General features: G+C 70.3%; 8 protein-coding genes and 1 pseudogene. 1 reads left to right on the top strand and 8 read right to left on the bottom strand.

Annotated features, from left to right (window positions below):
• Nucleotides 1-66 precede the first annotated feature (66 nt).
• Both ACFWUQ_RS18900 and ACFWUQ_RS18905 read right to left on the bottom strand, forming a co-directional pair.
• Nucleotides 67-1,236, bottom strand: a complete 1,170-nt coding sequence (locus tag ACFWUQ_RS18900) for an acyltransferase family protein (RefSeq protein ID WP_384539128.1) — start codon at nucleotides 1,234-1,236, stop codon at nucleotides 67-69.
• Nucleotides 1,237-1,280: 44 nt separating this feature from the next.
• Nucleotides 1,281-1,361, bottom strand: a pseudogene (locus tag ACFWUQ_RS18905) (2-phosphosulfolactate phosphatase); the annotation flags it as partial.
• Between the two features lie 175 nt (nucleotides 1,362-1,536).
• On the opposite strand from ACFWUQ_RS18905, the gene ACFWUQ_RS18910 reads away from it, so the two are divergent.
• Nucleotides 1,537-3,753 (top strand): germacradienol/geosmin synthase, encoded by a 2,217-nt coding sequence (locus ACFWUQ_RS18910; RefSeq protein ID WP_384539130.1) that lies wholly within the window; start codon nucleotides 1,537-1,539, stop codon nucleotides 3,751-3,753.
• 113 nt (nucleotides 3,754-3,866) lie between these two features.
• Here ACFWUQ_RS18910 and ACFWUQ_RS18915 read toward each other — a convergent pair whose 3' ends face one another.
• From ACFWUQ_RS18915 to ACFWUQ_RS18940, 6 genes are all read right to left on the bottom strand, one after another.
• Nucleotides 3,867-5,123: a YncE family protein gene (locus ACFWUQ_RS18915; protein ID WP_384539131.1), complete on the bottom strand. Its 1,257-nt coding sequence runs from the start codon at nucleotides 5,121-5,123 to the stop codon at nucleotides 3,867-3,869.
• 185 nt (nucleotides 5,124-5,308) lie between these two features.
• Nucleotides 5,309-6,472, bottom strand: a complete 1,164-nt coding sequence (locus ACFWUQ_RS18920; protein ID WP_384539132.1) for an XdhC family protein — start codon at nucleotides 6,470-6,472, stop codon at nucleotides 5,309-5,311.
• Between the two features lie 83 nt (nucleotides 6,473-6,555).
• A complete protein-coding gene (locus tag ACFWUQ_RS18925; protein ID WP_384539134.1) occupies nucleotides 6,556-8,019 on the bottom strand; it encodes an NCS2 family permease in 1,464 nt (487 codons plus the stop codon).
• 319 nt (nucleotides 8,020-8,338) lie between these two features.
• Nucleotides 8,339-10,744, bottom strand: a complete 2,406-nt coding sequence (locus tag ACFWUQ_RS18930; protein ID WP_384539135.1) for a xanthine dehydrogenase family protein molybdopterin-binding subunit — start codon at nucleotides 10,742-10,744, stop codon at nucleotides 8,339-8,341.
• A 2-nt stretch (nucleotides 10,745-10,746) separates the two neighbouring features.
• The gene (locus tag ACFWUQ_RS18935) at nucleotides 10,747-11,370 is read right to left on the bottom strand and encodes a (2Fe-2S)-binding protein (protein WP_384539137.1); all 624 of its coding nucleotides are present in this window, start codon (nucleotides 11,368-11,370) and stop codon (nucleotides 10,747-10,749) included.
• Nucleotides 11,371-11,372: 2 nt separating this feature from the next.
• Nucleotides 11,373-12,269 (bottom strand): FAD binding domain-containing protein, encoded by an 897-nt coding sequence (locus ACFWUQ_RS18940; protein WP_384539139.1) that lies wholly within the window; start codon nucleotides 12,267-12,269, stop codon nucleotides 11,373-11,375.
• Nucleotides 12,270-12,366 lie beyond the last annotated feature (97 nt).

Raw genomic sequence — 12,366 nt, forward strand, 5'->3', positions numbered from 1 at the left:
GCTCCGGCTGCGTGCGATGGGGGGGCTGGGCCCGCGGGCCCTCACCCCCCTTCGCGTCTTACCGGGTCACCGCGCTTCCCCCCGCGCGAGGGGTCGGCGGAGGGGATCGAGGGCGCGGGTGAGCCCGCGCTTGAGAACGGTGGACAAGGGGCGCTCCACGAAGCGGTGGACGAGCCACGCGGCGAGGAGCATGCCGACCGTCATCACGGCGACCAGCCCCCACGGGGGCAGGTGGTGGCGGAGCAGGCGGATGCCGGTCCAGCCGATGTGCTCGTGCAGCAGGTAGAGCGGGTACGTGGTCGCTCCTGCCACGGTGAGCCACTTCCCGCGCACCCAGGACAGCCCGCCGAGGGCGAGGACGATCATCACCAGGTAGCCCAGGGTCATCAGGGCGATCGCCGGCTCGGAGTCCATCGTCCGGCCGAGGCTGACCGCCAGACCGTCGCTGTAGAGACTCACCTGGCGGACCGAGAACAGCCACGAGATCACGATGATGCCCCACAGCAGCAGGGTCGGCCGGAAGCGGTGCATCAGGTACATCGCGACCCCCGCGATGAAGTAGGGCGAGTACTCGGGCATCACGATGTAGTCGAGGAAGGGGGCCCGCCCGGCGGTCACCAGCACCGAGGCGACGGTCCACAGCACGCAGAACAGCACCACTCGGCGGTAGGTGACGCCCTTCCACACGACCAGGGCGAACAGCAGGTAGAAGCGCAGCTCGACCCAGAGCGTCCAGTAGACGGCGTCCACCGAGCCGACCCGGAAGGGCTCCTGGAGCATCGTGAGGTTCAGCAGCACGTCCTTCATGCCCAGCGGCTGCACGACCAACGGCCAGAGCGTGACCACCGCGGTCGTCGCGAGAACGGCGAACCAGTACGCGGGATAGAGGCGGACCACCCGGGAGGTGAAGAAGTCGCCCAGACTGCGGCCCCAGCTGCTCATGCAGATGACGAAGCCGCTGATGATGAAGAAGAACTCGACGCCGGTCCAGGTGTAGGACGCCAGCCAGGACGCAGTGGGGAACACCACATCCACCGGCTTCGTCCAGGCATTCTTGGACGCCTCGGCATTACCACCGAAACCGACGTAATGATGGAAAACCACCATGAGGGCGGCTATCAAGCGCAAGCCGTCCAAAGCGGCCAGCCTTGGACGCGTCCCGGCCGCCGGAGCAGGCGCCGGAGCGGGCGCCTGAGCAGGCTCTCGGGCCGGGGTGGGTATCAGGTGGTTCAGCACCCGGCAGATCCTACTAAGGCCTCGCTCGTGCGCTGACCGGCCCGGTCCGGGTGGCGGGCCTTGAGCGCCAGGGCCTCGTCCAGCGACGTGTCGAGCACGATCCTCTCCGCGCCCCGGGCGAAAGCTCCCGGACGGGAGCACTATCCCGCGCCAGGCCCCCGCGTCGCGGAACGACGGGTCTGTCACCTGAAGAAGTGAAATCCCCCTTATCCCACGGGCACCACGGGTAGGGCACTGCTGATCTCGTGCGGGGGCCGGGCCACCGGCCCCCGCACCCATGGACGAAAGGCCGACCCCGACGTGACGCAGCCGTTCCAACTGCCGGATTTCTATGTGCCCTATCCGGCGCGACTGAACCCCCACCTGGAGGACGCGCGGGTCCACACCAAGCGGTGGGCACGCGACCTCGGCATGCTGGAGGGCTCCGGCGTCTGGGAGGAGGGCGACCTCGACTCGCACGACTACGCGCTGCTGTGCTCCTACACCCACCCCGACTGCGACAGCGAGGCACTGTCCCTCGTCACCGACTGGTACGTGTGGGTCTTCTTCTTCGACGACCACTTCCTGGAGATGTTCAAGCGCTCCCAGGACCGCGAGGGCGCCCGGGACTACCTGGAGAGACTCGCCGCGTTCATGCCCATGGACCTCGCCGCCGGCTTCCCCGAGGCCACCAACCCGGTCGAGGCGGGTCTGGCCGACCTCTGGGCGCGCACCGTCCCGGCCATGTCCGCGGACTGGCGGGAACGGTTCTCCCTGTCCACGAAGAACCTGCTCAACGAGTCCATGTGGGAGCTCGCCAACATCCACATCGGCCGGGTGGCGAACCCCCTCGAATACATCGAGATGCGCCGCAAGGTCGGCGGCGCCCCCTGGTCCGCCGGGCTGGTCGAGTACGTGTCGGCCGAGGTCCCGGCGCGCGTCGCGCACGCGCGGCCGCTCGCGGTGCTGCGCGACGCCTTCTCCGACGCCGTGCACATCAGGAACGACATCTTCTCCTACGAGCGCGAGGTCACCGACGAGGGCGAACTCTCCAACGCGATCCTGGTGTTGGAGACCTTCCTCGGCTGGGACACCCAGGCCGCGGCCGACGCGGCGAACGACCTGCTCACCTCCCGCCTCCAGCAGTTCGAGCAGACCGCGCTCGTCGAGCTCCCGCAGCTCTTCGCGGACCACGCCATGGACCCGGCGGAGATCGCCGCCGTCCTCGCCTACGCCAAGGGCCTCCAGGACTGGCAGTCCGGCGGCCACGAGTGGCACATGGTCTCCAGCCGGTACATGAACAAGGGCGCGCGGACCACCGGCCCGCTGACCCTGCCCTTCCTCCCGGCCGGGCTCGGCAGCAGCGCCCTCGACCTGCGGTCCGTCTTCAACCGCCGCTCGATGGAGATGCGCCGCCGGTCCTTCACCCACGTGCCCTTCGAACGCACGGGCCCGTCCGTCGTCCCCGACGTCTACATGCCGTTCGCGCTCACCCTGAGCCCGCACCTGGAGCACGCGCGCGAGGGCTCCGTCGCCTGGGCCCGGCGGATGGGCCTGCTGGACCCGCAGATCGGCGACCCCGGGTCGGCGATCTGGACCGAGGCGAAGCTGCGCGGCTACGACTTCGCGCTCTGCTCGGCGGGCATCGACCCCGACGCGACACCCGGGGCGCTGCTCCTCAACGCCTGCTGGCTGACCTGGGGCACGTACGGGGACGACTACTACCCGGTGGTCTTCGCCCGGGCGAAGGACCTCGGCGCCGCCAAGGCGACCACGGCCCGGCTCCTCTCCATGATCCCGGTCGACCACGCCGAACAGGGCACGCCCGTGACGGCGATGGAGCGCGCGCTCGCCGACCTCTGGGTGCGGACCAGCGAGAGCATGGCCCCGGGCGTACGGGCCGAGTTCCGGGCCACCCTGGTGTCCATGCTGGAGAGCTGGCTGTGGGAGGTGGAGAACCAGATCCAGAACCGCATCCCGGACCCCGTGGACTACGCCGAGATGCGCCGGCACACCTTCGGCTCGCACCTGACGATGTACCTGTGCCGGCTCGGCCAGGCCGGGCGCGGCATCCCGGACGAGATCTACGCCTCCGGGACCATCCGGTCCCTGGAGAACGCGGCCGCCGACACCGCCTGCATGATCAACGACATCTTCTCCTACCAGAAGGAGGTGGAGGTCGAGGGCGAGGTCCACAACTACATCCTGGTCACCCGCAACTTCTTCGACCTCGACTACCCCGAGGCGCTGCGCATCTGCCACTCGCTGATGACCCGGCGCACCGAGGAGTTCGAGCACATCGCCGCCCACCAGCTCCCCGTGCTGTACGACGACTGGAAGCTGGACGCCGAGGCGCGGGCCGGGCTCGACGCGTACGTCGGCGAGCTCCGGGACTGGCTGTCGGGCATCCTCAACTGGCACCAGAAGTGCCGCCGTTACCGCCCGGAGGACCTGCACGCGCTGCCGGACCCGCTGTCGACCGGGGTGCTCGGGTCCGGTTTCGGCATGGCGGCCGCCAGGATCTCCCTGCCCGCCTGATCCCAGGGCGGGGGCGGTCCGCTCGCCCGCCCCCGCCTTACGCCCCGCCCGCCCCGCCTTCCGCGGCCGCGCCCGTCCCGCCCTGCGCCGCCGTCCCCGCGCCCGCGGGCCCGTCACCCCATGGCGACCGGACCGGTCCAGCCGGCCGGGACGTGGCCCAGCCGCACGCGCTGCGGGTGGTCGCCGACGGGTACGGACACCCGCTTGGCCCCGGTGGCGAAATCGATGGCCGTGACCCGGTCGGCGCCGCTCTCGGAGATCACGCAGCCCTTGCCGTCCCCGTCGACCGTGGCCCAGTACGGCTTGGCGGCGGGAACGAGCGGGCCCTCGGTGAGCGTGGCGCGGTCCACGACGGTGGCGTAGTCGTCCATGGTGCCGGCGATGCACAGCTTGGAGCCGTCCGGGCTCATGGACATGCCGTGGTGGCGGGAGTCGTTGACCCAGGTGGTGCGGTCGGTGCTGGTGGCCGGGTTCGCCGGCAGGTTCTTGAGCCGGGTGATGCGGTCGGTGGCCACGTCGTACTCAAGGAATCCGTTGAAGAAGGACACCTGGAAGTAGAACTTCGACTCGTCGGGGCTGAAGGCGACCGGGCGGACGGAGTCGGAGAGGTCGGAGCGGCCGAAGGCGTCGAGCCGCTCGCGCATGTCGATCACCCGTACGGTGCGGAAGGTCTGCGTGTCGACCACGGTGATCCTCCGGTCGCCCTTCGTCCAGTCCAGCCACGGCGCGTCGAGGGCGGTGTTCACCTCGCCGATGGAGCTGTTCCACAGGAAGCGGCCGTCACGCGTGTAGGTGTTCTCGTGCGGCTTGTCGCCGGTGGCGAAGGAGCCGACCTGGCGGCCGGTGGCGATGTCCAGGACGTGCACGGTGTTGGCGGTGGAGGCGGAGACCGCCACGCGGGTGCCGTCCGGGGAGACGGCCATGTGGTCGGAGCGGTAACCGGACACCGCGAAACGCCAGTTGATGCGCCCCGTGCCCAGGTCGATGGAGACGACGTCCGCGAAGCTGGGGCGGGAGACGACCACGGCCGAGCCGTCCGGGGTGGTGTACATGTCGTCCACGAACTGGTCGTGACCCTCGCCCGCGGTGGTGCGGACGCCCAGGAAGAAGGCGAGCTTCACGGGATTGAGGTAGATCTCCCGGAGCCGCTCGTCCTTGTCGGGGATCACATTGATCCGGCCGACCTTGGCGAGGTCACCGGTCGAGGCCAGGACGTCGGCGGTGCCCTCCCAGTTGTTCCCGACGAAGAACACCTGGCGCAGGCCGCCGACCGGGGCGGGCGCGGGGGCCGCCTGCCCGGACGCGGCCGGGACGGCGGCGAGCAGGGCGGCCGCGGCCAGCACGCCCAGGGTGCGTACGGTACGTAACATCCGTTCAACTCCGTTGCGGGGAAGGGACGGAGAAGGCGCCTCCGATTACCGGCCGGTAAGATAGGGGGAACGCCGAAAGGGCGCAACCCCCGCGGGGTGCGCCCTTTTCTCTCGTACCGCCCTCCGGCGTGGCAGCCGTCAGGCCCCCCGGCCGTCCCGCGTCACGCCCCGCCGCCCCCGCTCCTTCAAGCGACGGAGCCGATCCGCCCGGTCACGGTGTCCGAGGCGTCGGGGTGGATGGGGATGCGGGCCCCGGTGAGGGCCGCGCCGCTGCCGCCGCGGCGGTTCGCGACGATCTCGGCGGCGATGGACAGCGCGGTCTCCTCCGGGGAGCGGGCGCCCAGGTCCAGGCCGATCGGGGAGCGGAGCCGGGCCAGTTCCAGCTCGGTCACGCCGACCTCGCGCAGCCGCTTGTTGCGGTCCTCGTGGGTGCGGCGGGAGCCCATGGCGCCGACGTAGGCGACGGGGAGCCTGAGGGCCAGTTCGAGGAGCGGCACGTCGAACTTGGCGTCGTGGGTGAGGACGCACAGGACGGTCCGGCCGTCGACGGCGCCGGACTGCGCCTGGGCCTCCAGGTAGCGGTGCGGCCAGTCGACGACGACCTCGTCCGCCTCGGGGAAGCGGGCCTTCGTCGCGAATACGGGGCGGGCGTCGCACACGGTCACCCGGTAGCCGAGGAACGCGCCGATCCGCACCAGGGCGGAGGCGAAGTCGATGGCGCCGAAGACGAGCATCCGCGGCGGCGGGACGCTGGACTCGACCAGCACCTTGAGCGGCTCCCCGCAGAGACGGCCGTCGGCGCCGATCTCCAGCACGCCGGTCCGGCCGGCGTCGAGCATGGCGCGGGCCTCCTCGGCGATGGTGCGGTCCAGCTCGGGGTGCCCGCCGAAGCCGCCCCGGTGGGCGCCCTCGGTGCGGACGAAGACGGCGCGGCCCATCAGCTCGGCCGGCCCTTCCGCTATCCGGGCGACCGCCGCCGCCTCCCCGCGGGCGGCGGCGGCCAGAGCGGCGCCGAGCACCTCCCGTACGGGAGAGTCCGCGGGGACCGGGGTGACGAGGATGTCAATGATCCCGCCGCAGGTCAGGCCGACGGCGAAGGCGTCGTCGTCGCTGTAGCCGAAGCGCTCCCGGACGGTGTGGCCGTCCTCCAGCGCCTGCCGGCACAGCTCGTACACCGCACCCTCCACACATCCGCCGGAGACCGAGCCGATGGCTGTTCCCTCGCCGTCGACGGCGAGGGCCGCCCCGGGCTGCCTGGGCGCGCTCCCGCCGACCGCCACGACCGTGGCGACGGCGAAGTCACGTCCCTGCTCGACCCACCGGTTCAGTTCTTCGGCGATGTCCAGCATGGGGGCCTCCTCGGAGAGGTTCGGTTTCCAGTATCTGATACGTGGAAGGTGCGGTTTCGTACCGGTCAGGACGGTCGTCGGGGTCAGCCGACCCCGAGCCAGCCCTCGATCGGGTGCAGGGCGAAGAAGACCACGAAGATCGCGGTCAGCGCCCACATGAAGGCGCCGATCTCCCGGGCCTTGCCCTGGGCGACCTTGATGGCGACGTAGGAGATGACGCCCGCGGCGACACCGGCGGTGATCGAGTACGTGAACGGCATGATCACGACGGTGAGGAAGACCGGGATCGCGGTCGCGCTGTCGGCCCAGTCCACGTGGCGGGCGTTCTGCATCATCATCGCGCCGATGACGACCAGGGCCGCGGAGGCGACCTCACCCGGGACGATCTGCGTGATCGGGGTGAAGAAGAGGCAGGCGGCGAAGAAGAGGCCGGTGACGACGGAGGCGAGGCCTGTGCGGGCTCCCTCACCGACGCCGGTGGCGGACTCGACGAACACGGTCTGGCCGGAGCCGCCCGCGACACCACCGATGGCGCCACCGGCGCCGTCGATGAACAGTGCCTTGGACAGGCCCGGCATGCGGCCCTTGTCGTCGGCCAGCTTGGCCTCGGTGCCGACACCGATGATCGTCGCCATGGCGTCGAAGAAGCCCGCGAGCACCAGGGTGAAGACGATCATGCCGACCGTCATGTAGCCGACATCGCCCCAGCCGCCGAAGGAGACGTCGCCGAAGAGCGAGAAGTCCGGCATCGAGATCGCGGAGCCGTCGAGCTCCGGCGGGCCGTTCTTCCAGGCCTTCGGGTCGATGCCCACGACGGCGTTGAGGATCGCGGCCAGGACGGTGCCGCCGACGATGCCGATCAGGATCGCCCCGGGGACCTTGCGGGCCTGGAGCATGAAGGTGGCGATCAGGGTGACGGCGAAGAGCAGTACGGGCCAGCCGGACAGCTCACCGGTCGCGCCGAGCTGGACGGGGGGCATGAACTCCCCGCCGTTGCCGACGAAGCCGGCCTTCACGAAGCCGATCAGGGCGACGAAGAGGCCGATGCCCATGGTGATGGCGTGCTTGAGCGCGAGGGGGATCGCGTTCATGATCATCTCGCGGAGGCCGGTGACGACCAGGAGACAGATGACGACGCCGTAGACCACGCACATGCCCATGGCCTGCGGCCAGGTCATCTGCGGGGCCACCTGCGAGGCGAGCACGCCGGACACGGACAGACCCGCCGCGAGGGCGAGCGGGACCTTGCCGACGAAGCCCATCAGGAGCGTCGTGACGGCGGCGGCGAAGGCGGTGGCGGTGATGATCGCCGATCCGCTCATCACGGTGCCGGCGACGTCCTTGCCCGAGAGGAGCAGGGGGTTGAGCAGGAGGATGTACGCCATGGCCATGAAGGTCGTGATACCGCCACGGACCTCGTTGCCGACGTTGGATCCTCTGTGGGTTATGTGGAAATACCGATCGAGCCAAGAACGCCCGGCGGGGGGACGAGAGCCGTCGCCGGCCTCTTCCGCGGTGGTCTTGGGCTCCACAGACGACTGGGTCATGGTGCCTAACTCCCAAGGTTCAAAGGGGCACCCGCATAAAGATTGGAGACGCGGGATTTGGGAAACTGCGTTGGCTGCACGACCCGGGGTGACGGCCCGAGGCGACGCGAATGTTCACTGCGTGTACTGCGGGTAGTGCGGGGGTGACCGCTGGTACTACGTGGGGGTGCTTGCAGGGGTACTGCGAGGTGAAGGGACCGCGAGCGGTGCGGTACTTCGTGCTCCGGGCGGCGCGACTGGCAAGTGTGACGTTCCCGCGTCGCACCGCCCGGAAGATCGGGGGGGTCCGGGGGCCTCGCGGCCCCCGGACCGTGCCGTCCTAGAGGGTGCCGGTGAGGGCTTCCGGACGGATCGGCGTCTTGTTGAGCTCCAGACCGGTGGCCTGGCGGATCGCCGCGAGGACGGCCGGGGTGGAGGAGAGGGTCGGGGCCTCGCCCATGCCGCGCAGGCCGTACGGCGCCTTCGGGTCGGCGAGCTCCAGGACGTCGACCGGGATGGTCGGGGTGTCGAGGATGGTCGGGATCAGGTAGTCCGTGAAGGAGGGGTTGCGCACCTTCGCCGTCTTCGGGTCCACGATGATCTCCTCCATGATCGCGACGCCGAGGCCCTGGGTGGTACCGCCCTGGATCTGGCCGACCACGGAGAGCATGTTCAGCGCCTTGCCGACGTCCTGCGCGGTGGCCAGCTCGACGACCTTGACCAGGCCGAGCTCGGTGTCCACCTCGACGACCGCGCGGTGCGCGGCGAAGGTGTACTGGACGTGGCCGTTGCCCTGGCCCGTGACCAGGTCGAACGGGACGGTCGGGTGGTGCCGGTACTCCAGCTCCAGGTCGATCGCGTCCTCGCCGTCCAGGATGTCGGCCAGGTCCGCGAGGACCTCGCCGCCGTCGGTGACGACCTTTCCGCCTTCGAGCAGCAGCTCGGCGGTCGCCCACGCGGGGTGGTACGAGCCGTTCTTGCGGCGGCCGATCTCCAGGACGGCCTCGCGGACGGCCTCGCAGGTGTTCTTCACGGCGCCGCCGGTCATGTACGTCTGCCGCGAGGCGGACGTGGAACCGGCGGAGCCGACCTGCGTGTCGGCCGGGTGGATGGTCACCTGCGTGACACCCAGCTCCGTACGGGCGATCTGCGCGTGGACGGTGATGCCGCCCTGGCCGACCTCCGCCATGGCCGTGTGGACCATCGCGACGGGCTCGCCGTTGATGACCTCCAGGCGCACCCGGGCGGTGGAGTAGTCGTCGAAGCCCTCGGAGAAGCCGACGTTCTTGATGCCGACCGCGTAGCCCACGCCGCGCACGACGCCCTCGCCGTGGGTGGTGTTGGACAGGCCGCCCGGCAGCGCGCGGACGTCCGCGCCCTCGCCGGCCGACTCCCACTGGCGCTCCGGCGGCAGCGGGCGGGACTTGACCCGGCGCAGCAGCTCGGCGACGGGCGCGGGCGCGTCCACGACCTGGCCGGTGGGCATGACCGTGCCCATCTCCATGGCGTTGAGCTGGCGGAACTCGACCGGGTCCATGCCCAGCTTGGCCGCGAGCCTGTCCATCTGGGCCTCGTAGGCGAAGCAGGCCTGGACGGCGCCGAAGCCGCGCATCGCGCCGCAGGGCGGGTTGTTCGTGTAGAGCGCGATCGCCTCGATGTCGACGTCCTCCAGGACGTACGGACCGACCGAGAGGGAGGAGGCGTTGCCCACGACCGCCGGGGAGGCCGACGCGTAGGCGCCGCCGTCCAGGACGATCCTGCACTTCATGTGCGTGAGCTTGCCGTCCTTGGTGGCGCCGTGCTCGTAGTAGAGCTTCGCCGGGTGGCGGTGCACGTGGCCGAAGAAGGACTCGAACCGGTTGTAGACGATCTTGACCGGCTTGTTCGTGGCCAGGGCCAGCAGGCAGGCGTGGATCTGCATCGAGATGTCCTCGCGGCCGCCGAAGGCACCGCCGACGCCGGAGAGCGTCATGCGCACCTTCTCCTCGGGCAGGCCGAGGACGGGGGCGATCTGCTTGAGGTCCGAGTGCAGCCACTGGGTGGCGACGTACAGCTCGACGCCGCCGTCCTCGGAGGGTACGGCCAGGCCGGACTCCGGGCCGAGGAAGGCCTGGTCCTGCATGCCGAAGGTGTACTCGCCCTCGACGATGACGTCGGCGCGCTTGCGGGCCTCCTCCACGTTGCCGCGGATGATCGGCTGGCGGTGCACGATGTTCGGGTGCGGCACGTGGCCGATGTGGTGGTCGTCGCGACCCTCGTGGATCAGCGGCGCGCCCTCGGCGAGGGCGGAGGCCTCGTCCGTGACGAGCGGCAGCTCGCGGTAGTCGATCTTGATCTTGGCGGCCGCGCGGCGGGCGGTCTCCGGGTGGTCGGCGGCCACGAGGGCGACCGGCTCACCGTGGTGGCGTACCCGGCCGTTGGCGAGGACCGGGGTGTCCTGGATCTCCAGGCCGTAGTTCTTCATCTCGGCCGGCAGGTCGTCGTACGTCAGCACCGAGTAGACGCCGGGCATCGCGAGCGCCTCGGACACGTCGATGGAGACGATCTCGGCGTGGGCGACGGTGCTGCGCAGGGTCTGGCCCCACAGCATGTCCTCGTGCCACATGTCCGAGGAGTAGGCGAACTCGCCGGTGACCTTGAGGGTGCCGTCCGGGCGGAGCGTGGACTCGCCGATGCCGCCCTTGTTGTGCTTCTGCGTGACGTTGGTCGGCGTACCCGCCGGAACGGTGCGCGTGTTCTGAGCCATGGTCAGACCGCCTCTGCCTGACGGGCGGCCGCGAGGCGGACCGCGTCGAGGATCTTCTCGTAGCCCGTGCAGCGGCACAGGTTGCCGGACAGGGCCTCACGGATGTCCTGGTCGGACGGGGAGGAGTTCTCCTCCAGCAGCGCGTCCGCCTGGACCAGCAGGCCGGGGGTGCAGAAACCGCACTGGACGGCGCCGGCGTCGATGAACGCCTGCTGGATGGTGGAGAGCTCGACGCCCTCGCCGGTCTGCGAGTCGCCCGCGCGGCCGGCGGAGCCGTGCGCCTGCCACTGCTTGGCCGCGTCCAGCGAGACGCCGCCCTCGGCTCCGCAGCCGCCGCCGGTGCCGCAGGCACCGCCGTGGCCGTGCGCGTCGCGCTGCTTGGCGAACTCCGCCAGGCCTTCGACGGTCACGACGTCGCGACCCTCGACCTGACCGGCGGCCACCAGGCACGAACACACCGGCACGCCGTCCAGGCGGACGGTGCAGGAACCGCACTCGCCCTGCTCGCAGGCGTTCTTCGAGCCGGGCAGGCCCAGACGCTCACGCAGCACGTAGAGGAGGGACTCGCCCTCCCACACGTCGTCGGCTTCCTGCTGACGACCGTTGACAGTGAAATTGACGCGCATGATTACGCAGCCCCTTCAAGCGAGCGGCCGTTGCCGGTACCGCGGTACTGCTCCCAGGTCCAGACGAGCTGGCGGCGAGCCATGATGCCGACCGCGTGACGGCGGTACTTCGCCGTTCCGCGGACGTCGTCGATCGGGTTGGCCGCGCCGGAGGCGAGGTCACCGAACTGCTTGGCGATCGAGGGAGTGATGACCTTGCCGGACTCCCAGAAGCCGCCCTCTTCGAGCGCGGCGTTCAGGAACTCCTCGGCGGCCTTCGCACGGATCGGGGTCGGCGCGGCGGAGCCGATGCCGGTACGGACCGTGCGGCTCCGCGGGTGCAGGGCCAGACCGAACGCGCACACCGCGATGACCATCGCGTTGCGGGAGCCGACCTTGGAGTACTGCTGCGGGCCGTCCGCCTTCTTGATGTGGACGGTCTTGATGAGCTCGTCGGCGGCGAGCGCGTTGCGCTTGACACCGGTGTAGAACTCGTCGATCGGGATCAGGCGGGAGCCGCGTACGGACTCCACCTCGACCTCGGCCCCGGCCGCCAGGAGTGCGGGGTGCGAGTCCCCGGCCGGCGAGGCGCAACCGAGGTTGCCGCCGACGCCGCCGCGGTTGCGGATCTGCGGGGACGCGACCGTGTGCGAGGCGAGCGCGAGACCCGGGAGCTCCGTGCGGAGGTTCTCCATGATCTGGGTGTACGGGACGGAGGCGCCCAGACGAACCACGTCCTCGCCGACCTCCCACTCCCGCAGCAGGCCGATGCGGTTCAGGTCCAGGAGGTACTCCGGCCGACGGTGGTCGAAGTTGATCTCGACCATCACATCGGTGCCACCCGCAATCGGCACAGCTGAGGGGAACTCGGCCTTAGCGGCGAGCGCCTCCTCCCAGCTGGCGGGGCGAAGGAAGTCCATGTGCGGCTCTCTTCTTCTCAATCGGGTCGTTCACTTCAAGCCAGGAGGCCCCATGGCCCTCGACTGGTCGTTCACGTGCTGTTAACGCGGTGTGGAG

This window comes from Streptomyces sp. NPDC058662 (genome assembly GCF_042716255.1).
GTDB lineage: Bacteria > Actinomycetota > Actinomycetes > Streptomycetales > Streptomycetaceae > Streptomyces.

Bases quoted from the DNA above. Each gene is read 5' to 3' on its own strand.
- ACFWUQ_RS18920 (WP_384539132.1), bottom strand. From the start codon at position 6,472: ATGCTGGACATCGCCGAAGAACTGAACCGGTGGGTCGAGCAGGGACGT.
- ACFWUQ_RS18940 (WP_384539139.1), bottom strand. From the start codon at position 12,269: ATGGACTTCCTTCGCCCCGCCAGCTGGGAGGAGGCGCTCGCCGCTAAG.
- ACFWUQ_RS18935 (WP_384539137.1), bottom strand. From the start codon at position 11,370: ATGCGCGTCAATTTCACTGTCAACGGTCGTCAGCAGGAAGCCGACGAC.
- ACFWUQ_RS18930 (WP_384539135.1), bottom strand. From the start codon at position 10,744: ATGGCTCAGAACACGCGCACCGTTCCGGCGGGTACGCCGACCAACGTC.
- ACFWUQ_RS18915 (WP_384539131.1), bottom strand. From the start codon at position 5,123: ATGTTACGTACCGTACGCACCCTGGGCGTGCTGGCCGCGGCCGCCCTG.
- ACFWUQ_RS18925 (WP_384539134.1), bottom strand. From the start codon at position 8,019: ATGACCCAGTCGTCTGTGGAGCCCAAGACCACCGCGGAAGAGGCCGGC.